The organism is Actinopolymorpha pittospori (assembly GCF_014873875.1).
Lineage (GTDB): Bacteria > Actinomycetota > Actinomycetes > Propionibacteriales > Actinopolymorphaceae > Actinopolymorpha > Actinopolymorpha pittospori.
In genome coordinates this window covers 8369686-8391090 of record NZ_JADBEM010000001.1, presented here as the reverse complement: position 1 = coordinate 8391090, position 21405 = coordinate 8369686, and the positions used below count along the sequence as shown (strand labels likewise).

Here is a 21405-nt window from a genome sequence, read left to right as displayed (position 1 = left end):
GTCCGGCGCCCAGCCCCGGTCGACCCGTCACCGCCGGCCGCTGAGCCGGGCCTCCTCCTCCGCCTTCATCCGCTCCTGCCGCCGGACCCGCTCGGGCACCACGGCCTCGCGGGGGGCCGTACGGACGAACTCGTGGGGTTCCACGCCGAGCCCCCGCAGGACCGCCCTCTCCACCAGCGAGAAGTCCTCCGGGTTCTCCCGGTCGAAGCGCATGGGCTCGGCGAGGTGGACGGGCGGGTTGGTGATGAGGCGCGGCAGCCGGAGCAGGTTCTGGGCCTTGGCGTGGAGAACGAAGGGGTGCAGCAGGAAGACGTCGCCGATCCGGCCGGTGGCCTCGACGAAGTTCTCGCACTGGCCGACCAGGCCCGGGACGTCGAACTCGTTCGGGAGGACGCCGCCCGGCCGCTCGGCGAGGTACCTCGCCACCGGGCCGACCGAGTCGGCGGCGACGAAGGTCGCGCCGCCCTGGTGCTGAACGTCGGACCAGAGCACGAGCGTCAGCAGGCCCTGTTCGGGGGAGTCGAGGAAGTGCCGGAAGAAGTCGCCGTCCTTGTGCCATCCGCGGGCCTGCGCCGAGGCGGGCTGCCAGGGCAGGTCCGCGCCCTCCCGGAGGTTGACGATGAACCCGTCGCCCCAGACGTAGGGCTTGGCGATCCGGTCCTCGCCGCCGAGCAGGTCGCAGGCGGCCTGCCAGGCCTTGGGCGCGAACTCACCGACGTCGAACCGGTGGTGCGACGGCATGTGGATCGAGGACTGGGCCCAGGTCGACTGGTCGTCGGGGTCGTAGCCGAGCCGGGTCCAGACGTGGTCGGTGTACTCGGCGGCGGCCTCGGGAGTGAAGCAGTCGTGAATGACCACGAACCCGTTGTCGAGGAACTCCTGTTCCTGCGCCTCGGTGAGAACCTGGTAGCCCGAAGTCATCTGTGTCAGCCCCGTCCCGTCCGTCGCGTCGAAGTCCCTTTCGACGCTAGGCGGTTGGGCGGGGCGCGACCGCCGGTCGCGGCGACTGGTCTCGGTTCGCGAGACGGATGTCCGCCGCTGGTCAGCCGGGCCGGAACGCCGGTCGGTCCGCCCGGTGGTTCGTCGGGTGGGCGGCCGTCGGTCAGTCCTCGGGCAGCGAGGTGTGCAGCCTGATCTGCTTGGCACGGACGGTGCCGTCGCCGTAGAGGTCCAGCTCCCGATGCGCGCCGTCGGGTGCCCAGCCGGCCTCGGTGAGGAAGGTGCGCAGGGTGTCGTCGGCGCTGAGCAGCCAGATCACGCCGCGGCTGAACCGGTCGGCGACGAGGGTGTCGGCACAGGCCTGCAGGAGCCGGGAGCCGTGTCCGTGTCGGGTCTGCCCGGGATCGACATGGAACGTCGTGATCTCGCCGTCCACGATCGGGTCGGCATCAGGGTCGTCCGCCGGGCCGGTGGCGGCGAACCCCACCACCGTGCCGTGGTCGAGCGCGACGAGCAGCCGGTTACGGGCGTCCGGCGGCTTGGCGAGGGATCGCTGCCACTGCTCGGTGAACGCCTCCTCGTCGAGGTCGTCGAGGACGTCGGCCGGGAGCAGGTCGGCGTACGCCTGCCGCCATGCGGCGACCTGGACGCGGGCGACCTCGGGAGCGTCGGCGGGCCACGCGAGCCGGACGCTGGTATCGGCTGTGGGCTCGCTCATCCCCCCATCCTGTCAGGCGCCGAAAAGGGCCCACGAGGGTGCCGGAGGAGTGCCGGTCCCGGGGGTGGTCCGAGGGCCGCATCGAACGGGCGGATCGAACGGACCGGACTGGGTCGGACCGGGTGGGGAGATCATTCCTCGCGCGAGCCGGACCCGGGCCGGGTGGCCCTGACCGGACCGCCGGGCCGGCGCGACGCCGAGCGCTGCCGGGCCCGGTAGGCCCGGGTCTTGCGCCGGTTGCCGCAGATCCCCATCGAGCACCACTGCCGGGAGCGGTTCTTCGAGGTGTCGTAGAAGGCCCACAGGCAGTCCTGGGCCGCACAGAGCTTGAGCCGGATCCAACTGCCGTCCGCCTGGGCGGTCGCCACGGCCACCAGGATCCGCGCCAGCGCGCCGGCCACGCCGGTGCCGGCGGGCACCAGGTGCGGGATGGTCCCCTCGAACGCCACCCGGAGCGGGAGCTGGGCCGCCACGCGGTCGAGGTTCGGCAGCGGAGCCGCGAGATCGCCGTCGTGGTGCTGGATCATCGCCTGCCGGATCCCGGTCCGCAGGTCCCGGGCCAGCGCCAGGTCGGCCTCGGAGGCGCTCACGGGCTCCTGGAGCAGCTCGCGGGCCCGCAGCCATGCGGTCAGTGCCGGAGCGTCCGGCAGCTTCTCAGGATCGTCCTCGCCGGCGTCGACGTCGTAGGTGTTGGCGAAGGCACACAACAGCTCGGCCACCGGCGGCGTGCCGCCGCCCGCGTTCGTCGCTGTCATCGCCTCGCTTCACCCCTTTTCGACCCACGCCCGACTGGTTCCGACTGGTTCCGAACTCCGACACCACCATAATCCGCACACCGGTGGGGAGGCTTGGTGGACGAGCGGTCGGACCCCCGAACGCGGCCGTCCGACCGTCCGGGTCCCAGCCGGCCGAGCCTCTGGGACCCACCCGGGCGATATGACAGCTTCCCGCCGAAGTCGCAGGAACGCGTCACATCCGCTGTTAGGCTGGACGCATGGGCGCGAGTGACCGATCGGGTCCGGAGTTCGCGGACCACCGCGACGGCGAGCATTCGTTCGACGCCCTCCTCGCCGCCGACGAGCGGATCGAGCCCCGCGACCAGATGCCCGACGGTTACCGGCGCGGCCTCGTCCGCCAGATGGCCCAGCACGCGCACTCCGAGATCATCGGCATGCAGCCCGAGGCCAACTGGATCACCCGGGCCCCCAGCCTGCGGCGCAAGGCGATCCTGATGGCCAAGGTCCAGGACGAGGCCGGGCACGGGCTCTACCTCTACGCCGCCGCCGAGACCCTCGGGGTCAGCCGCGCCGACCTGCTCGACCAGCTGCACGCGGGCACGCAGAAGTACTCCTCGATCTTCAACTACCCGACACTGACCTGGGCCGACGTCGGCGCGATCGGGTGGCTCGTCGACGGCGCCGCGATCACCAACCAGGTGCCGCTGTGCCGGTGCTCCTACGGGCCCTACGCCCGGGCGATGGTCCGCATCTGCAAGGAGGAGTCCTTCCATCAGCGGCAGGGGTTCGACCTGCTGCTGACCCTGACGCGAGGCACGCCACGACAGCGGGAGATGAGCCAGGACGCGGTCGACCGTTGGTGGTATCCGAGCCTCGCGATGTTCGGGCCACCCGATGGCAGGTCCACCCACGGCGAGCAGTCCGCGCGGTGGGGGATCAAGCGGTTCTCCAACGACGAGTTGCGGCAGCGCTTCGTCGACATGACCGTTCCGCAGGCCGCCGTGCTCGGTGTGACGATTCCCGACCCGCAGCTGCGCTGGAACCCCGAACGTGGGCATCACGACTTCACCGAGCCCGACTACGACGAGCTGTTCCGGGTCATCAGCGGGGCCGGACCGTGCAACCGGCAGCGGATGGAGCACCGCCGGCGCGCCCACGACGAGGGTGCCTGGGTGCGTGAGGCGGCACTGGCCTACGCCGCGCGGCAGTCCGAGACCGCTGTCTCGGCCGCTGCCGCGGGCGACGCGCGCAGGGGGTCGGCGGCATGACGACCGCCGGGACGCCGCGCGACTGGCCGCTGTGGGAGGTGTTCGTCCGGGCCCGGCGCGGGCTCTCCCACGTGCACGCCGGCAGCCTGCACGCACCCGACGCCGCGATGGCGCTCCGCAACGCCCGTGACCTCTACACCCGTAGGCAGGAGGGCGTGTCGATCTGGGTGGTGCCGTCGGCCGCGATCACCGCCAGCAGCCCGGAGGAGAAGGACGCGTTCTTCGATCCCGCGGCGGACAAGGCCTATCGGCACCCGACGTTCTACGACGTACCGGAGGGAGCGCCGCATCTGTGAGCTCGCACGCGTCCGGCGCCGTCGTCGACCCACCCGTCGCCGTCTACGCCAGCCGGCTCGGTGACGACGCGCTGATCCTCGCCCAGCGTCTCGGCGGCTGGATCACCCGTGCGCCCCAGCTGGAGGAGGACGTCGCGCTCGCCAACATCGGCCTGGACCTGTTGGGCCAGGCCAGGATGCTGCTGAGCTACGCGGGGGAGCGGGAGGGTCTTGGTCGAGGTGAGGACGAGCTCGCCCACCTTCGCGACGAGCGGGGCTTCGGCAACGTCCAGCTAGTCGAGGGTCAGGACGCCGACTTCGGCGAGGCCGTGGCGCGGCTGCTCGTCTTCTCGGCGTACCAACTGCCGTTGTACCGCGGGCTCTCCACCTCCTCCGACGCCACCCTTGCCGCGATCGCGGCCAAGGCGGTCAAGGAGGTCGCCTACCATCGCGACCACGCCACCCAGTGGGCGCTTCGACTCGGCGCGGGAACCGACGAGAGCCATCGCCGTATGCAAGCCGGTCTTGACAGCGTGTGGCCCTTCGTCGACGAGCTGTTCGAGGGCGACGACCTCGAACGTCGGTTGGCGGCCGATGGCGTCGCGGTCGACAGCACGGCACTGCGCGCCGAGTGGTCGGCCCACGTCGGGGAGATCCTGGTGCGGTCGACGCTCACCGAGCCCGCGCCCGGTGCCGCACCGGCGACCGGCGGGCGCCGGGGCGTGCACACCGAGGCGATGGGCTATCTGCTGGCGGAGATGCAGCACCTCGTCCGGTCCCATCCAGGGGCGACATGGTGACGTTGACGAAAGACGACGCCTACGCCGTGGCGGCCACCGTCGCCGACCCCGAGCTGCCGGTCCTCACCATCGCCGAACTCGGGATCCTGCGCGATGTGCGCGTGCGTGAGGCCGGCACCGTCGAGGTCGACCTCACGCCGACCTACGCCGGATGCCCTGCCCTGGAAGCGATCCGCGCCGACGTCACGGCGGCCCTACGCGAGAGCGGCGCGAGGGAGGTCGTCGTGCGGATCGTGCTCGCGCCGGCGTGGAGCTCGGAGTGGATCAGCGCCGGCGGTCGGGCAAAGCTGTCGCGGGCCGGTATCGCCCCGCCGACACCCCGGGCCGGTGGGCCGGTCGCGGTCGAACTCTCCGTCCGGTGCCCGCGGTGCGGGTCGCTCGCCACGGAGGAGCTGAGCGGGTTCGGTCCGACGCCGTGCACGTCGTTGCGGCGTTGCACCGCCTGCCTCGAGCCCTTCGAGTACGTCAAGGCCCTGTGATGAGCGCACCGGTGCCCGCGGAGACGACCGGGACGCCCGACGTCGCCGTCGCGCCCGCGGCGTCGGCCCGCCGGCACGCGGTCGTCCACTCGCTCCGGGTGGCCGGGATCGACCACCTGACCGACGACGCGGTGGCGGTCACCCTCGCGGTACCGCCCGATCTCGCCGAGGCCTACCGCTTCGTTCCGGGTCAGCACGTGAGCGTCCAGACCCGCCGCGCGGGTGACGACACCAGGCGCAACTACTCCATCTGCACGGCCTGGCGGCCCGAGGCTCCGACGGCGCTGCGGATCGGTGTGAAGCGGGTCGTGGGCGGTGGCTTCTCGGCGTACGCGCTCTCGGGCATGCGGATCGGTGACGACCTGGCCGTGATGACACCGACCGGACGGTTCGCGATCGTGCCCGACCCCGGCGCCGCGCGACACCTCGCGTTCGTCGCCGCGGGTAGCGGCATCACGCCGATCCTGTCGATGGCGGCGAGTGTCCTCGACGTGGAGCCGGAGAGCAAGGTCACCTTGCTCTACGGCAACCGGACCAGCGGATCGGTGATGTTCGTCGAGGAACTCGCCGACCTGAAGGATCGCCACCCCGATCGTTTCCATCTTGTTCACGTGCTGTCCAGGGAGACTCCGGAGATCGCGCTGCTCGGCGGCCGCCTCGACGCCGCGAAGACGCAGGAGTTCCTTGACACCCTGTTACCGGTGGCCACCGTGGACGCCTGGTACCTCTGCGGCCCGCTCGGCATGGTCGAGGACGTACGCGGGGTGCTGCGCGCGGCGGGCGTCCCACGCCAGCACGTGCATTCGGAGCTGTTCCACGTCGGGACGCCGCTGCCCACCGAACGTCTCGAGCCCGCCGGACCGGGACCCACGGGGGGTTGCGAGGTGTCGGTCCTGATGGACGGGCGGCGCTCGACGTTCCGGCTCGCCCACGACGGGCCGCCCGTACTGGAAGGGGTTCTGGGCGTACGCCGGGACGCGCCGTTCGCCTGCCGGGCTGGCGTGTGCGGGACGTGCCGGGCCCGCGTGCTGGAGGGTTCGGTGACCATGGACCAGTGCTACGCGCTCGAGCCCGAGGAGGTCGCACGTGGCTACGTCCTCACCTGCCAGGCACATCCGACCAGTGACCGGCTCGTGGTCGACTACGACGCCTGAGATTCATCGGTAATACCGCCGAAAACGGGCGGATCCGAATCGGAAACGTCCCGCCCGCCGCTACGGTGGGTGCGTGGCTTATGACATGGATGGGGTGCGCGCGGCGTATCCAGCACTGGCGGACGGGCACGCCTATCTCGACGGCGCCGCCGGCACCCAGGTGCCGCAGACGGTGATCGACGCTATCGCCGACGCCTACCGGCTGGGCATCGGCAACGTGGGTGGCGCGTTCGCCGCGAGCCGGCGTTCCGACGGGATCGTCGCGGAATGTCGCCGAGCGGTCGCCGACCTCGTCGGCGGTGAGCCGGAGGGTGTCGTGCTCGGCCCCTCCATGACGACGCTCACCTACCGACTCGCCTCCGCCCTGTCCGCCCAGTGGGGACCTGGCGACGAGATCGTCGTCTCCCGGCTCGACCACGATGCCAACGTCCGGCCCTGGGTGCAGGCGGCCCAGCGGGCCGGCGCCACGGTGCGCTGGGCCGAGGTCGACGCGGCGACGGGGGAGCTGCCCGTCGAGCAGTACGACGACCTCCTGGGCGCGCGGACCCGGTTCGTGGCCGTGACAGCGGCGAGCAACATCATCGGCACCAGGCCGGACGTCGCGGCGATCGCCGCGCGTGCCCATGCCGTCGGTGCGCTGACCTACGTCGACGGGGTGCACGCCACCCCGCACGGTCCGATCGACCTGCGCGGCCTCGGCGCCGACTTCTACGCCACGAGCGCCTACAAGTGGTCCGGGCCACACATCGGCACCGTCGTGGCCGATCCGGTCGCGCTGGAGGGGCTACGGCCCGACAAGCTGACCCCCGCGCCCGACGAGGTGCCGGGTCGGTTCGAGACGGGCACGCTGCCCTTCGCCGACCTGGCCGGCGTCACGGCGGCGGTCGAACACCTCGCCGGTCTGGACGCCTCGGCGTCTGGTTCCCGGCGCTCCCGGCTGCTCGCCTCCATGGCGGCGGTCGAGGCCTATGAGGACAGCCTCTTCGACGTACTGCTCGGTGGTCTGGACGGCATGGCGCACGTGACGACGTACGGCAAGGCGGCACGACGCACGGCCACGGCCTACTTCACGGTCGTCGGACACACGCCACGCGCGGTGGCGGCGCATCTCGCGGACCGGCGGGTCAACGTGTGGAACGGCACGAGCTACGCCTGGGAGCTCGCGGGGGTCCTCGGCCTGCGCGAGAGCGGTGGCGCCGTCCGGGCCGGCCTGGTCCACTACAACAACCGGTCCGACGTCGACCGACTGCTCGAGGGCGTCGCCGAGCTCGCGGGCGGGAGCACCCGCCGGTAAGGCTCTCCGCGGTGCTCCCTCCCGCTCGCTCCCGCGCGCCGGTCCCGCTGGTCGCGGGACGGGGGGTGGCCCGGTCTAGGCTGGCTTGCGCTAACGGCAGTGGTACGTGGTTGGAGGCAAGAGATGAGCGGTGCAACGGCGTCGTCCGGCGGGCACGACGGCACACACGGGGACACCCCCGTCGACCCACGCGAGGGCGCGGCGGAGTTCCGCGACGACGTCACGGTCGAGTTGGTCCGGTCGGCCGCGCGGGACGCCGACGTCCTCTTCGCCGCCCGGGTCTCGACCAAGGGTGAGCAGTCCCTCGAAGACGTCGAGGGAGATGCCGAACGCTCCAAGGGCCTGGTCAACTACCTGATGCGGTCCCGGCACGGGAGCCCGTTCGAGCACAACTCGATGACGTTCTACGTCCAGGCGCCGATCTTCGTCTTCCGTGAGCTGATGCGGCACCGGATGGCCTCCTACAACGAGGAGTCCGGGCGCTATCGCGAACTGCGTCCGGTGTTCTACGTGCCCGGACCGGACCGGCAGTTGGTGCAGGAGGGCAAGCCCGGCCACTACCAGTTCCTGGACGGTACGCCCGACCAGCACAAGCTGGTCGAGGAGGAGACCCGGCACCAGTGCGTCGAGGCCTACGCCGCCTACCAGCGGATGCTCGACGCCGGCATCGCGCGCGAGGTGGCCCGGATCGTCCTGCCGCTCACGATCTACTCCTCGGCCTACGTCACCGTCAACGCCCGCTCGCTGATGAACTTCCTGTCCCTGCGCGTCCGGAACGACGAGTCGACCTACCCGTCCTATCCGCAACGAGAGATCGAGATGGTGGCGGAGCAGATGGAGGCCGCCTGGGCGGAGCTGATGCCCGTCAGTCACGCGGCGTTCCAGCGAAACGGCCGAGTCGCGCCCTGACCCGCGGAGCCCACTGACGAGGTCGGGGAAACCGGTCATCGGAGCATCCGCCCGTGACCGGTTTCCCGGACCTCGATCGTTCAGGCCCTGTCACCCGTCCAGCGCGACGTCCCGCTGCCGGGCATCCACGCCCGCCCGCACCCGACGGAGGAACTCCTCCCTCGGCATCGGGGGAAGTTGCCGACCGCCGCGAAGGCGTACCGCGACCGCTCCCGCGTCGGCCTCGCGCGGCCCGACGACCACGACGTAGGGGGCCCGGCGCGGCTGGGCTGCCCGGATCCGGGCGCCGAGGGTCTCGTCCCGGTCGTCGACCTCGACCCTGAGTCCGGCCGCCTCCGCCTGCCCGGCCAGCTCCCACGCCGCGTCGGCCTGCTCGGACCCGACCGGGATCACGAGCACCTGCACGGGCGCGAGCCAGGGCGGCAGCGCGCCGGCGTACGCCTCGAGCAGGTAGGCGACCATGCGTTCCATGGACGCGAGCACGCTCCGGTGCACCATGGCCGGTCGGCGCCGGCCGCCGTCCGATGCGACGTACTCGAGATCGAACTGCTCCGGCTGGTAGAGATCGACCTGCACGGTGGAGAGGGTGAACTCCCGACCCTGCGCGTCGTACACCTGGATGTCGATCTTCGGGCCGTAGAACGCGGCCTCCCCGGCAGCCTCCTGGAACGCCACGCCGTGCTGGGCCAGTGCGTCCCGCAGGATGGCCTCGGCCTCCTGCCACATCGCCTCGGTGCCTGCGTAGGACTTCCCCGCCTCGGCTGGGCCGCGCAGGGAGAGCCGGTGGTAGGCGGCCTCGATTCCGAGTGCGGCGTACGCGTCGTCGATCATCCGCAGGACCAGCGCCGCCTCGTTCGCCGCCTGCTCCGGCGGACAGAAGACGTGGGCGTCGTTGAGGGTGATGCCGCGCACCCGGGTCAGCCCACCCACCACCCCGGAGCGCTCCATCCGAAACATCGGGCCGAACTCTCCGATCCGCAGGGGGAGTTCGCGGTGGCTGCGTTGCCGGGACCGGTAGACGAGCGCATGGTGCGGGCACATGACGGGGCGGAGGACGAGCTCGTCGCCGCCGACCGGGATCGGCGGGAAGATGTCCGGCCCGAAGTGTTGCCAGTGCCCCGAGCGCTCGTACAGCTCGCGCTTGCCGACTGGAGGGGTGCGCACGTGCCGGTAGCCCATCCGGCGTTCGGCCTGCAGGATGTAGCGCTCCAGCTCGGCGATGATCGCGGCGCCGTCTGGAAGCCACAGCGGGAATCCGGCGCCGACCAGCTCGTCACTGGCGAAGATCCTGAGCTCCCGGCCGAGGCGGCGGTGGTCGCGGGGACTCTCGTGGGGCGGATCGGCGTCGGCGCAGGCCGCGGCGTCCGGTGCCACGTTGGGCGGCTGGGGCACGGGCGGCTGGGGCGCGGCCGGCTGGGGTGCGGCCGGCTGAGGCACGTAGGACTGGGACTGGAAAGACACCATCGGGGTTCTCCTTCTTCGGAAACGAAGGGAGCGACCCCAAGCGGTTACGGCCCGGGAATCGCTCCCGGGCCGCGCGCGGCCGTTATCGACGGTTGGTCGATGTGACGAGGCCGCTGCGTCGCGAGGAAGCGACGTACGGCGTCGTCGTGTGGAACTGGGCCGACGCGTGGTTCACGCGTCGAGGTTACCCGACATCGCGGCCGCTCCGGGAGCGACTTTCGGCCGGGTGTGGGTGACCTCCGCCCCCGCTCCGACCGGGACCGGCAGATTTCCTGCCGGCGGGCTCCGCGGGCGGGAACATTCCGGCCGGATCGGCTTCGGCACGGACGGGTGGGCGCTCAGTGGCCCAGCCGCCTCCGGTGACCGGCCGCGGACCGGTAGCGTGAGGTCTCATGGCCCCTAGCTCAACGCCTGCCGGCGCGACCCACGCGCCCTTCGGCCGCGTCCTCACCGCGATGGTCACGCCGTTCACGCCGGACGGTGAAGTCGATCTCACCGCCGCGCAGCGGCTCGCCACCCACCTTGTCGACAACGGCAACGACGGGCTCGTGATCAGCGGCACCACCGGTGAGTCGCCCACGACCTCCGACGCTGAGAAGGAGGCGCTGATCCGCGCCGTGGTGGAGGCGGTCGGTGACCGCGCGGCCGTGATCGCCGGGACCGGCACCAACGACACCCGGCACACCATCGAACTGTCGGAGCAGGCGGAGAAGGCCGGCGCGCACGGGCTGCTGGTGGTGACGCCCTACTACAACAAGCCACCCCAGGAAGGCCTGCTGGCGCACTTCCGGGCGGTCGCGGACTCCACCGGACTGCCCGTGATGTTGTACGACATTCCGGGCCGAACGGCCACCGCTCTCGCGACCAGTACGCTGATCCGGCTCGCCGAACACGACCGGATCGTCGCCGTGAAGGACGCGAAGGGTGAGATCGCCGGGACCACCGAGGTGCTGGCCCGGACCGATCTCGCCTACTACAGCGGTGCCGACGAGTGGAACCTCGCGCTGCTCGCCCTCGGTGCGGCCGGCGTGGTGAGTGTCGTGTCGCACGTCGCGTCGCGGGACTATGCCGACATGGTGCGCGCTGTCGACGCCGGCGACCTCGCGTCCGCGCGCTCGATCGATCGTCGCCTGGTGCCGGCGTTCCAGGCGATCATGACCCGTACCCAAGGAGCGATCATGGCCAAGGCCGCGCTCGAAGTGCTGGGCGTCCTGCCCTCACGAGCCGTACGTCCACCGCTGGTTCCCGCCACGGAGGAGCAGATAGGTCGCCTTCGCGAGGACCTGCAGGAGGCCGGACTGACCTCATGAGTCATCCGCATCCCGAACTCTCCGCCCCTTCCGCTCTCCCGCCCGGCGCCCTGCGGGTGATCCCGCTCGGCGGTCTGGGGGAGATCGGGCGCAACATGACGGTCTTCGAACACGAGGGCCGGTTGCTCATCGTCGACTGTGGTGTGCTCTTCCCTGAGGACAAGCACCCGGGCGTCGACCTGATCCTGCCTGACTTCGAGCCGATCCGGGATCGGCTCAGCGACATCGAGGCGCTGGTCCTGACCCACGGGCACGAGGACCACATCGGCGCCGTCCCGTACCTCCTGCGCGAACGCCCCGACATCCCGCTCGTGGGCTCCCAGCTCACCCTGGCGCTGCTGGACGGGAAGCTTCGCGAGCACCGGCTGAAGGACGTCCAGAAGAACGTCGTCCGCGAACGTCAGCGGGTGCAGTTCGGCCCGTTCGACCTGGAGTTCGTCGCGGTCAACCACTCGATCCCGGACGCGCTGGCGGTGGCGATCCGCACCGCGGCTGGGACCGTGCTGCACACCGGCGACTTCAAGATGGACCAGCTTCCGCTGGACGGGCGGCTCACCGACCTGCGGGCGTTCGCCCGGCTGGGCGAGGAGGGCATCGACCTCTTCATGGTCGACTCGACCAACGCCGAGATGCCCGGCTTCACCATCTCCGAGCGCGACATCACCCCGGTGATCGACCGGATCTTCGCCCGGGCCGAGCGCCGGATCATCGTCGCCTGCTTCGCCTCGCACGTGCACCGTGTGCAGCAGGTGATGGACGCCGCTGTCGAGCACGGCCGCAAGGTCGCCTACGTGGGTCGCTCGATGGTGCGCAACATGGGCGTCGCGAGCGACCTCGGCTTCCTGCGCGTCCCGCCGAACACCGTGGTCGACGTTCGGGAGGTGGACAAGTTCGAGCCCAACGAGGTGGTGCTCATCTCGACCGGGTCGCAGGGCGAGCCGCTGTCCGCGCTGTCGCGGATCGCCGCGCGTGACCATCCGCAGATCCGGATCGAGCCGGGCGACACGGTGGTGCTGGCATCCTCGCTGATCCCCGGCAACGAGAACGCCGTCTTCCGGGTCATCAACGGCCTGGCCCGCTGGGGCGCCGACGTCGTTCACAAGGGCAACGCGTTGGTCCACACCTCCGGCCACGCGTCAGCGGGTGAGCTGCTGTACGCCTACAACATCGTGAAGCCGCGCAACGTGTTGCCGGTTCACGGCGAGATCCGACACATGCGGGCCAACGCCGACCTGGCCGTCTCGACCGGCGTCCGCCGTGACCGGGTGGTCGTCGCCGAGGACGGCATCGTCGTGGACCTCATCGACGGTGTCGTGCGGGTCGCAGGCAAGGTCGAATGTGGTTACGTCTACGTCGACGGCTCCACGGTCGGTGACATCACCGAGACCTCGCTGAAGGACCGGCGCATCCTCGGTGAGGAGGGGTTCATCTCCGTCATCGTGGTGGTCGACTCGGTCAACGGCAAGGTGGTCGGTGGTCCGGAGATCAAGGCGCGCGGGTTCGCCGAGGACGACTCGGTGTTCGATCCGGCCCGGGTGTTGATCGAGGAGGCGCTCGGCCGTGCCGGCCGCGAGGGCACCGACGACACCTACCAGCTCCAGCAGCTGATCCGGCGCACCATCGGCAAGTGGGTCAGTGACACCCACCGCCGCCGCCCGATGATCATTCCGGTGGTCGTCGAGGTCTGAGCGCTGATCGCCACGGCCGCCGCTGGTGGCCGTGGCTCGCCCGAGCACACGAAGGCGCCGCCGCGATCACCCACGGGAACCGCGGCGGCGCCTTCGTCTGCCGCTTGGTGGAACTCTCCGGTGCTGTCAGGCGTGCGTGCCCGGCTCGGTGGTGTCGAAGCGTGCGCGGGCGTCCGCGGTCGCCTGCTGGATCGCGCTGAGCACCGCCTTGGACAGGTCGTCCGGATTCATCGACAACAGTGCCGGGTCGAGCGCGAGGTCGTGCAGCTCACCCGTGGCCGCGACCTCGGCACGGACCCGGCCTTCGAGTGCCTCGCCGACTCCGACGGACTTCCCCATGTGCTCGCCGACGCGCAGGAGTGTCGCCTCGAGGTCTTCCAGGGTCCGGACGGTTCTGCGTGCGACCGTCAGGTGCTTACGAACCGAGGCCAGCATCGCGGCGTGCTCGCCGGCGGTCACAGACCCTCCCGGAAGCCGCGCTGGAGAGACTCGATGATTCCGTCGATGCTGGCCTGGATGGAGTCGGGACTCTCGGACGCCTTGGTGGGGTCACCGAGCCCGGTGATGCTGGCTCCGGCGCCTGGCGCGACCATCTCGAAGATCTCGGCCATCTTCCGGTTGGCGTCGTCCGTAGCGAGCTGGATCGCCTCCAGGACAGCCGCGGCGAGATCCTCCGACGCCATCCGCATGGCCCGGGGGTCGATCTCAAGTGCCCGAACGGCGCCTGAGATGACGCGAACCCGCACCCTCCCGTCGGCGGTCTCACCGGCGCCCTCGATCGAGCCCAACTTGGCAGTGGCCGCCTGCACCGCCTCGAGCTGGGAGCTCGCCGCCTTCAACAACTTCTCGTACTCGTCGGTGCTCATGCCGGCAACGTTCTCCGTTCGCCCTTCAGGACAGCAGTGGTGCTGACGTGCCAGTGTGCTCTGCCCGGATTTCTGTCTGGTGTCCTGGACAGGAACGTCGGCTCAGCGTTTGTGGATGAGAGTGTCGAGGTCGGCCGTGGACATGCGAACCGACTTCAGATCCAGTCCGTCGTAGTTCGTGCCGCCGTAGTTCCATGCCTTCTTCTCGGCGATGAAGTCGCGCTGGCTGAAAGGAATGACTCCGGCACTCAGAATGAGGGCACGGGCGGCTTCGCCGATGATTCCGACCCAGTAGCCGACTGCCTTGGTGACGGTTCCGCCGACGAGTTCGATCACGACCTTCACCCAGCCGGAGCTGGGTGGTGACGCCACCTGGAAAGCCTTGAGCGAGATTAGGAGAATGAGAACCGCGAGTGAATAGGCCGCCCATGTCGTCTGGATCCGGAAGAGGTGGTCGTGGATGGCCTTCAACGTGCTCGCGGTCTGCGTGATGAGCTGGGCAGCCTCGCGGACCTCGCCGGACAGTTGGTCCATGTACTTTCTGAAGGCCTCGGACCCCTTGCTGTCGCGCCAGGCCTGCCCGAACTCCGTCATGACGCCGATCAACTTCATGTTGAACTGGTTGAGGTGTTCGGCGGCCGACTCCCACTTGTCCTGCGCCGCGGAGAGTTCGGTGTCCATCGGAGTGAACATCGCCCACAACAGGGTGGAGACGCCGGCCGCGGCGGAGATCTGACCGCTCTTCTCGAGACTGGCGCCGATCAAGAGTGAGATCGCTCCGAGCGTCCAGGCGGAACCGAGCACGATGAGTTCCCGACCCAACCACTTGTCCGGAGAACTGAAGTCGAACGGAGTTAAATCGACCTTGTCGTTGGGCTGGTCCTTCGCGAAACGCGGGTCGACCAGGTTTACCTTCTCGACAGTCTTGTAATTCTTCGAGACGAGCACCAAGGCATCGAGAACGCCACGGAAGTTGTCGCAGGAAACCTGGAGTTCGCCATGGTAGAACTTCTGGGCGTTGTCGTAATCGTCCTTGACGAAGATGAGTCCCGCCACACCGAGGGCGAGCATCGGCAGCTCCGCGCCGGACAGGTTGACCCGCGCGTTCAGGAGGTGAGCGTACGGGGACTCGGGCCCGCCGCCGAGCTTGTTCAGCGCCTTGGCGAAGGTTTCTGGCTCATAGACTGGCATGGCGTGAGGATCTCCCGAAGACTCAAGCACTACGGCGGCGGCCGGCACCATCTTAGGTGATCTTCGGAGTGTGCGACGGTGCTGGAGGGCGCTGTGGAAAGAGTTCATCGGGTCGACACGGAGATACGCGGTTCCGGATGGGTCGTCATGGCGATCGGTGTTGCCGTGGCGTTCTCGGGAATTCCCCTGCTGTACACCTCCTTTTGGTTGTTCTGTTTACTGTTGTTTGCCGTCGGTGTGGCGGTCGCCGTCTATGGGATCCGCATGGCCAGGTCGTTCACCGCCGGCGCGACGGTGCAGGTCGGCGGGGAAGAGCTGACGGTCCGAAGTGGTGAATCCTCGATCCGCATACCGTGGTCCGACGTCGACCGCTGGGGAGTCGCCCAGCGAGAGGTGGTCGGGGCGACGTCGAGGTTCACGCAGTTGGTCGTCTGGCCCACCGCGAGCCCCGCCCCGGACACCATCGCGGCGGCGAAGCCGCTGTGGAACGAACACCACCGCGGCTGGGTCTTGACGACGTACGAGCCCGCGCCCGAGCTTCTCGCCGACCTGGAGTCGCTGTCGGGTCGGTCACGCCAGGACGCGTTGAAGGAACCGGACTGGTGAGGTGAGTCCGGCAGCGGTGTCCCGCCACATCGAGCCGGCCGGCCGTGCCCGCTACATCGAGCCGGCCGGCCGTGCCCGCCATACCGGCGTGGCCGGCAGCGTTAGGGAACTCGCTCCGCCAGGGCGTCCAGGCCACGCACGAGCCGCTGGCGTTCGGCGTTGGGTAGCGCGGGGCCGAACCGGTCGATCGCGACCTCCGCCGGAAGAAGTCGCTGCCAGGCGGCGACCCAGGCCATCCGCTGAACGTAACCCTCCATCGGTTCGCGGAACGTCAGCCGGGCGAGTGCGTCCAGACGGGCGGAGGCCGCGACGAACGCCGCGTGGTCGCCGCCGGTCCAGGCGTCGAGGACGGCGGCGGACCAGCCGGGCAGGGCGGCGGCGATGCCGAGCAGGGCGGCGTGGGCGCCCCACATGAGCGACGGTCCGTACATCCGGTCCTCGCCGGTGAACACCAGCGTGTCCGGTGCGGCGGCCAGCGCACCCGTGAGGAGGTCCTGACAGGCCATCGCGTCGTCCAGCAGGGCCAGCTTGACACCGCAGACCCAGGGCAGCCGGACGAGTTCGGCGACGGTTTCCACGTCGTACTGGTAGCCGCTCGCGCGTTGGTAGAGGACGAAGGCGACGAGGGGCAGCCCGACCTCCGCGCCGAGGCGACTGTGCAGTTTCACGGTGCTCGCGAGGTCGGCACCCGGGACGGGCGAGACCAGCAGGGCCCGCGCGCCTGCCTCGCGGAGGCGCACCGCGAGTGGCAGCAGGTCGTCGACGGGGGCACCGGGCGGCAGGGCGAGACCCGCGACCACGGGAAGTCCCGAGGCCTGTCCGAACTCCCGTACCAGCCAGTGCAGGTCGGCACCCGCGAGCCGGCTGCCGCGGCCGGTGTGGACGCCGACCGCGAGCGCGCGTGTTCCCTGGGCGGCGAGTGCGGCGGCGTACGGCGCGACCGCGGACCGGGCGACCGTACCGTCTGGGTGGAACGGTGTCAGGGTCGCGGCGACCAGTCCTCCGCGCAGGTCGGCGCGGACGGCGGCGACGGCCGGTGGGCTCGCCACACCACGGTCAGGGATGCGTGCGCTCCTCGTCATGAACCCTGAGTCTGCCCTGTCCGGCTCCCGCCCTGGATCGGTCAGCGCCGAAGTCGGCCTGGTGAGGAGGCGATTACGGCCAAGGCCGTAACGTACGCAACATGCAGACACGCGAGCGGCGCACCGACGGCCGCTCCGACCAGCGCGCCCGCCGGACCGCACCTCGTCCGGACCGCGCGCTGACCTTCGGGATCGTCGGTCCGGCCGACCTGGTGCCCCGGGTCGCCGAGGTCGTGGAGGCGGCGCCGGCGCTACGGGCGCTGCGCCTTCCCTACCGTCAGGAGCAGGAGACCGCGCGAATCCTCCGCGAACACGCGGACGACGTCGACGCCTGGCTGTTCACCGGGGTGGTGCCCCACGCGATCGCCGAGGCCGAGGGGGTGGTCACCCTCCCGGCACGCCACGTGTCCTACAGCGGTCTCACCCTGCTCGCGGCGCTCTTCCGGCTCGGCCGGGAGGGGCAGGACCTGACCAGGATCAGTATCGACACCCTGGATCCGGCCGAGGTGAGCGAGACCCTGGCCGAGGCCGGGTTGGCCGAGGACGTCGCGCGGACGATGGTCTACCGGCGCGAAGTGCGTTCCCGCGACGTCGTGGCATTCCACCGGCAGGCCCGCGAGGACGAGGGCGCGACGGTGGCGGTCACCTGTCTGCGCTCGGCCTACGACGTGCTCCGCAAGGAGATGCTGGTCGTCCGGTTGGCGCCCTCACCGCGCGACATCCGGGGCGCCGTGGACGAACTCGCCCTGCAGACGCGCAACCGCCACCACTCCGACGCGCAGGTGGCCCTGGGCTTCGTCGAGCTGGAACGCGCCGACCCGCGGCTAGAACGCGACCTCGGTGAGCTGGGTGGCGCCGTCGTGCGGATCGACGCCGAGCGGTACCTCCTCGTCACCACCCGCGGACCCCTCGAGCGGGTCACCGACGACTTCCGGGCGGCGCCGTTCCTCGAACGCCTGGCCGCCCGCCACGAGCGGGTCCTCGTCGGGCTCGGGATCGGACGTTCGGCCGGCGAGGCGGCCGCACACGCGTCGCGGGCGCTCGCGCGCGCCCGCGCCCAGGGCGACGTCGCCGCGGTCCTGTCCGCACCACACGACGCCGACATCGTGCTGACCGCGGTGGCAGCACCGGAGGGCAGCGCGCCCACCGACCTGGGGCGACTCGCCCAGCGGCTCGGGATGAGCCGGAGCACGCTGTTGTCGCTGCGACAGTTCCTGCAGTCGGCGCAGGAGGGCCGCGTCACGGCCACCGAGCTGGCGCAGGCGTTCTCGATCCAGGAACGCAGCGCGCGCCGACTGTTGAAGCGGCTGGAGCGGGCCGGCGCGGCGGTGCCGGTGGGCACGTTGAACGAGGGGCAGATGGGCCGCCCGCCGGTCGTCTACCACGTCGAACTGTGAGCCTGCCTCCGTCAACCCATCCGGGCGAGCTGGTCCCGCGTCACCTCGTGTCGAAGCGGTAGCCCGGCACCGAAGCGGCCGATCTCCTCGATCAGCAGGTCGGCGGCGCGCCATCGGGCCTCCAGCGTGCCGCCCGCCTGGTGGGGGACGAGCAGCGCGTTGGGGAGCGCCCGGAACGGGTGGTCGACCGGCAACGGCTCCTCGTCGTACACGTCGAGGGCGGCGTCGATCCGGCCCGACCTCAGTTCGGCGAGCAGGGCGGCCTGGTCCACGAGCCAGGACCGCGCCGTGTTGACGAGCATCGCGCCGTCGGTGAGCAGCGCGAGCTCGCGGGCGCCCAGCAGGTGGTGGGTCTCGGGCAGGACGGGCGCGTGCACGGCCACCACCCGGGAGGCGCGGAGGAGCTCGTCCAGCCCGCACCGACGCACGCCGAGCTCAGCCGCTTCGGCGTCGTCGAGGTAGGGGTCGTGGACGAGGACGTTCGCGCCGAGGGCGAGGACCATCGTGAGGTAGGCGCGGCCGGTCCGGGAGGCGCCGACGACGCCGACGGTGCTGCCGTGCAGCTCCCGGCGCGGTGGGGCGAGCTGGGCCTGCTCCCACGGCGTACCGGTCCGCATCGCGTGGTCGAAGCGGTGCAGGCCGTGCAGCAGGGCGAGGGTGTGGGCGAGTGCCGCCTCGGCCACCCCCGGCGCCATCGCCTGCCCGGCCTGGGTGACGCGCACCCCTCGCCGCCACGACTCCTCGCTGACCAGCGGCTTGACCGTCGCGCCGGTGTGCGCGAGCAGGCGCAGGTCCGGAGCGGCCGCGAGCACGCGATCCTCGAGTCGCGCCGTACCCCAGCCGCTGAGCAGTACCTGCGCGCCGGTCTCGGCGAGCAACGCGCCGACCACCTCGGGGTCGCGGTGGTCACCGCGAACGAGGGTCGTCTCGTACGCGTCGACCAGCCGGGACCAGTGGGCGGCCGGGAAGAACATCTCGCGCAGCTCCGGCGGCAGGGCGACGGCCACCTTCACCTTCAGGCCGTCGGGCGGAGGTGCCGCGGCGCCTGGGCGACCTGGACCGCTCACCGCAGCCACTCGTCCAGGTGCGCCGCGACGAACTCGTCGTCGGTGAGCTCGGGATAGGCCGCGCAGACGCGCGCGATCTCGGCGGCCTGGCCGGGAGAGAGGCGTTCGTGCGGGTCGAGGCACCAGGTGCCCTCGAGCAGGCCCTGCCGGCGCAGCACCTCGTGGACGCCCGCGATGCAGCCAGCGAACCCGTTGGCCGCGTCGAAGACGGCGGCGTTGGCCTCGGTGACGCGGGAGCTCTCGGCCAGCAGAGCGCGGAGTTCGGCGTCGTCGCCGTCCCACGCGCTGCGTACGCGGTCGAGCATCCGGACGGCGTGGCGGGTCCAGACCGCCCACTGTCCGAGCAGTCCGCCGACGATCCGGCGCTGCACCATCTGGCCGCCGACCTCCGCGGACACGGGCGCGAGCAGGTCGGTGACGATGGTGTCGTCGTTGCCGGTGTAGAGAGCGACCTCGCTGCCCCGGTCGGCCTCCGCGATCCCGCGGACCGCCTCCAGCGTGCGGTAGCGGTCGAACGGCGCGATCTTCGCCGCCACCACGCACGGCAGGTCGGCGAGGTCGCGCCAGAAGGCGCGGGAGAGGTAGCGCCCTCCGACCGCTTGCTGCAGGTAGAACCCGAAGACCGGCAACACCTCGCCGACGGCCTTGGCCCGCAACAGCAGGTCCTGCTCGTCGAGCTCGCCGGAGACCGCCGGCCCGAGGAGGACGGCGTGGTAGCCCAGTCCGGCGGCGAGCTCGGCCTCCCGGACCGCCTGCTGGACGTCGCCGACCGCGCCGGCGATGCGTAGGAACGGCCGGTCGGCGGCGGCCTCGGCCACGGTCTCGGCGGCGAGTTCGAGGACCGGCTGGAGCAGCCCGGCGGAGCGGATCGCGAACTGCGTGGTGTGCACGCCGATGGCGACGCCGCCCGCTCCGGCGGCCGCATAGTAACGGGTGAGAGCACGTTGCCGGCGCTCGTCGAGCCGCCGGTCCACGGTCAGGGCCAGCGGGTGGGCGGGGATCACGCAGCCGCGGGCGAGCAGGCTCGCCTCGGGAGCGGGCAGCGCGGGTGCCATCAGAACCGCCCGTCCCGGCGCTGGAACTTGGTCGGCTTGTCCCACAGGGTGCCGCCCTTCCGTATCCAGGCGGCCTGTGCCTCCACCAGCGCGCCGACGGAGAGTTCGGGGTAGCCGAAGAGCGCGTGGCAGCGGGTGGCGTCGGACAACAGCGCGGTCGGCGCCTCCTCACCGGCGATGACCGGCGACGCGTCGAGGAGTTGGCCGAAACGGGCGGCGAGACGGCGTACGGAGAGCGTCTCCGGGCCGGTGACGTTCAGCGCCACCGCCGGGCTGGCCGCATGCAGGAGCGAGCGGAGCGCGACCTCGTTGGCGTAGGCCTGCCAGACGACGTTGACGTGCCCGGTGGTGACGTCGACCGGCTCACCGGCGTGGACGCTCCGTGCGACGTCGGCGAGAACGCCGTAGCGCAGGTCGACGGCGTAGTTGAGCCGCAGCAACGTCACGCGGGTGCCGTGCCGCTCACTGGCGTACTCGAACGCGCGCTCGCGGCCGAGGCAGGACATGGCGTACTCACCCACCGGGTCGGGCCGATGGTCCTCGGTGCAGCCGCCGTCGGCGACCGGGACCAGCGGATAGACGTTGCCGGTGGAGAACGCCGCGATCCGGGCGTCGGCGTAGCGGCGCGCCACCGCGGCGGGAAGGAACGCGTTGACCGCCCAGGTCTGCGCCGGCGCGGCCGCGGAACCGAACTTCGCGCCGACCATGTAGACGACGTTTCCGGCGTCCGGCAGGCCCGCCAGATCGGCGTCGGGGGACAGGTCGAAGCGCACGGTCCGTACGCCGCGTTCGCGCAGCCCCTTCTCGACCTCGGGGTCGCTCCACCGGGAGACGGCGACGACCTCCACGTCGGAACGCCCGGCCGCGTCGAGTCCGCGTCGGGCGAGGTGGCACAGGCTCGGCCCCATCTTTCCGCCCGCACCGAGGACCACGAGGTCGCCGTCCATCCCGGCGAGGTCCGCGACCAGCCGGGGAGGGGGTTCGGCCAACCGTTGTTCCAGTTCTTCGTCGGAGTCGAACACCCTGGTCTTCCTTCCCGCGCCTGGTCCCCGCCGCCTTCCGCCGCTCATTCTCGTCGCGACGACGACGCGCGCGGAGGTTTCGCG

Annotated in this window: 22 protein-coding genes; 11 read left to right on the top strand and 11 right to left on the bottom strand. The window is 71.1% G+C overall.

Annotation, left to right across the window (positions count from 1 at the left end; all coding sequences use genetic code 11):
• Positions 1-27 precede the first annotated feature (27 nt).
• From HEB94_RS38950 to HEB94_RS51660, 3 genes are all read right to left on the bottom strand, one after another.
• A complete protein-coding gene (locus HEB94_RS38950) occupies positions 28-921 on the bottom strand; it encodes a phytanoyl-CoA dioxygenase family protein (RefSeq protein WP_192754477.1) in 894 nt (297 codons plus the stop codon).
• A gap of 181 nt (positions 922-1102) precedes the next feature.
• Positions 1103-1657: a GNAT family N-acetyltransferase gene (locus HEB94_RS38945; protein WP_192754476.1), complete on the bottom strand. Its 555-nt coding sequence runs from the start codon at positions 1655-1657 to the stop codon at positions 1103-1105.
• A 131-nt stretch (positions 1658-1788) separates the two neighbouring features.
• Positions 1789-2412 (bottom strand): CGNR zinc finger domain-containing protein, encoded by a 624-nt coding sequence (locus tag HEB94_RS51660; protein ID WP_192754475.1) that lies wholly within the window; start codon positions 2410-2412, stop codon positions 1789-1791.
• A gap of 239 nt (positions 2413-2651) precedes the next feature.
• Between HEB94_RS51660 and paaA the strand changes: the two genes are divergently transcribed.
• The 7 genes from paaA (at position 2652) to thyX (ending at position 8573) form a co-directional block, all read left to right on the top strand.
• Positions 2652-3662: a 1,2-phenylacetyl-CoA epoxidase subunit PaaA gene (gene paaA, locus HEB94_RS38935; RefSeq protein WP_192754474.1), complete on the top strand. Its 1011-nt coding sequence runs from the start codon at positions 2652-2654 to the stop codon at positions 3660-3662.
• Positions 3659-3958, top strand: a complete 300-nt coding sequence (gene paaB / locus HEB94_RS38930) for a 1,2-phenylacetyl-CoA epoxidase subunit PaaB (RefSeq protein WP_192754473.1) — start codon at positions 3659-3661, stop codon at positions 3956-3958. Before paaA ends, paaB begins: the two co-directional genes overlap by 4 nt.
• Positions 3955-4737, top strand: coding sequence for a 1,2-phenylacetyl-CoA epoxidase subunit PaaC (gene paaC, locus HEB94_RS38925; protein WP_192754472.1), 783 nt, complete (start codon positions 3955-3957; stop codon positions 4735-4737). Before paaB ends, paaC begins: the two co-directional genes overlap by 4 nt.
• Positions 4731-5216, top strand: coding sequence for a 1,2-phenylacetyl-CoA epoxidase subunit PaaD (gene paaD / locus HEB94_RS38920; RefSeq protein ID WP_192754471.1), 486 nt, complete (start codon positions 4731-4733; stop codon positions 5214-5216). The genes paaC and paaD overlap by 7 nt, the downstream gene beginning before the upstream one ends.
• Complete coding sequence (paaE, locus tag HEB94_RS38915) at positions 5216-6370, top strand: 1,2-phenylacetyl-CoA epoxidase subunit PaaE (protein WP_192754470.1); 1155 nt, start codon at positions 5216-5218, stop codon at positions 6368-6370. Before paaD ends, paaE begins: the two co-directional genes overlap by 1 nt.
• A 73-nt stretch (positions 6371-6443) precedes the next feature.
• Positions 6444-7664 carry a cysteine desulfurase-like protein gene (locus HEB94_RS38910; RefSeq protein WP_192754469.1) on the top strand — a complete coding sequence of 407 codons (1221 nt, stop codon included), beginning with the start codon at positions 6444-6446 and terminating at the stop codon, positions 7662-7664.
• A 123-nt stretch (positions 7665-7787) separates the two neighbouring features.
• Positions 7788-8573, top strand: a complete 786-nt coding sequence (thyX, locus tag HEB94_RS38905; RefSeq protein WP_192754468.1) for an FAD-dependent thymidylate synthase — start codon at positions 7788-7790, stop codon at positions 8571-8573.
• 90 nt (positions 8574-8663) lie between these two features.
• On the opposite strand, the gene thrS is transcribed toward thyX, so the two are convergent.
• Positions 8664-10037, bottom strand: a complete 1374-nt coding sequence (gene thrS / locus HEB94_RS38900; protein ID WP_192754467.1) for a threonine--tRNA ligase — start codon at positions 10035-10037, stop codon at positions 8664-8666.
• 392 nt (positions 10038-10429) lie between these two features.
• Between thrS and dapA the strand changes: the two genes are divergently transcribed.
• Together dapA and HEB94_RS38890 are read left to right on the top strand one after the other, a co-directional pair.
• Positions 10430-11347, top strand: a complete 918-nt coding sequence (gene dapA, locus HEB94_RS38895; RefSeq protein ID WP_192754466.1) for a 4-hydroxy-tetrahydrodipicolinate synthase — start codon at positions 10430-10432, stop codon at positions 11345-11347.
• Positions 11344-13035 (top strand): ribonuclease J, encoded by a 1692-nt coding sequence (locus HEB94_RS38890; protein WP_192754465.1) that lies wholly within the window; start codon positions 11344-11346, stop codon positions 13033-13035. The genes dapA and HEB94_RS38890 overlap by 4 nt, the downstream gene beginning before the upstream one ends.
• A gap of 126 nt (positions 13036-13161) precedes the next feature.
• Here the strand turns inward: HEB94_RS38890 and HEB94_RS51655 are convergent, their stop codons facing one another.
• The 3 genes from HEB94_RS51655 to HEB94_RS38875 all read right to left on the bottom strand — a co-directional run bounded on the left by HEB94_RS51655 (position 13162) and on the right by HEB94_RS38875 (position 15140).
• On the bottom strand, positions 13162-13494 hold the full coding sequence (locus HEB94_RS51655) for a YbaB/EbfC family nucleoid-associated protein (RefSeq protein ID WP_192754464.1): 333 nt from the start codon (positions 13492-13494) through the stop codon (positions 13162-13164).
• The gene (locus tag HEB94_RS38880) at positions 13491-13901 is read right to left on the bottom strand and encodes a YbaB/EbfC family nucleoid-associated protein (RefSeq protein ID WP_192754463.1); all 411 of its coding nucleotides are present in this window, start codon (positions 13899-13901) and stop codon (positions 13491-13493) included. The genes HEB94_RS51655 and HEB94_RS38880 overlap by 4 nt, the downstream gene beginning before the upstream one ends.
• A gap of 102 nt (positions 13902-14003) precedes the next feature.
• Positions 14004-15140 carry a WXG100 family type VII secretion target gene (locus HEB94_RS38875; RefSeq protein ID WP_192754462.1) on the bottom strand — a complete coding sequence of 379 codons (1137 nt, stop codon included), beginning with the start codon at positions 15138-15140 and terminating at the stop codon, positions 14004-14006.
• 99 nt (positions 15141-15239) lie between these two features.
• On the opposite strand from HEB94_RS38875, the gene HEB94_RS38870 reads away from it, so the two are divergent.
• Positions 15240-15698 (top strand): hypothetical protein, encoded by a 459-nt coding sequence (locus HEB94_RS38870; RefSeq protein WP_192754461.1) that lies wholly within the window; start codon positions 15240-15242, stop codon positions 15696-15698.
• Positions 15699-15799: 101 nt separating this feature from the next.
• Here HEB94_RS38870 and HEB94_RS38865 read toward each other — a convergent pair whose 3' ends face one another.
• Positions 15800-16780 carry a dihydrodipicolinate synthase family protein gene (locus HEB94_RS38865; RefSeq protein ID WP_192754460.1) on the bottom strand — a complete coding sequence of 327 codons (981 nt, stop codon included), beginning with the start codon at positions 16778-16780 and terminating at the stop codon, positions 15800-15802.
• A 101-nt stretch (positions 16781-16881) separates the two neighbouring features.
• Between HEB94_RS38865 and HEB94_RS38860 the strand changes: the two genes are divergently transcribed.
• Positions 16882-18177, top strand: coding sequence for an HTH domain-containing protein (locus HEB94_RS38860; protein ID WP_192754459.1), 1296 nt, complete (start codon positions 16882-16884; stop codon positions 18175-18177).
• An 11-nt stretch (positions 18178-18188) separates the two neighbouring features.
• On the opposite strand, the gene HEB94_RS38855 is transcribed toward HEB94_RS38860, so the two are convergent.
• From HEB94_RS38855 to HEB94_RS38845, 3 genes are read right to left on the bottom strand one after another with little or no spacing between them, the layout of a single operon-like run.
• Positions 18189-19244 (bottom strand): hydroxyacid dehydrogenase, encoded by a 1056-nt coding sequence (locus tag HEB94_RS38855; RefSeq protein WP_337918228.1) that lies wholly within the window; start codon positions 19242-19244, stop codon positions 18189-18191.
• A complete protein-coding gene (locus HEB94_RS38850) occupies positions 19241-20299 on the bottom strand; it encodes a dihydrodipicolinate synthase family protein (protein ID WP_192754458.1) in 1059 nt (352 codons plus the stop codon). The genes HEB94_RS38855 and HEB94_RS38850 overlap by 4 nt, the downstream gene beginning before the upstream one ends.
• A complete protein-coding gene (locus HEB94_RS38845; RefSeq protein WP_337918227.1) occupies positions 20299-21321 on the bottom strand; it encodes an NAD-dependent epimerase/dehydratase family protein in 1023 nt (340 codons plus the stop codon). Before HEB94_RS38845 ends, HEB94_RS38850 begins: the two co-directional genes overlap by 1 nt.
• Positions 21322-21405: the final 84 nt, after the last annotated feature.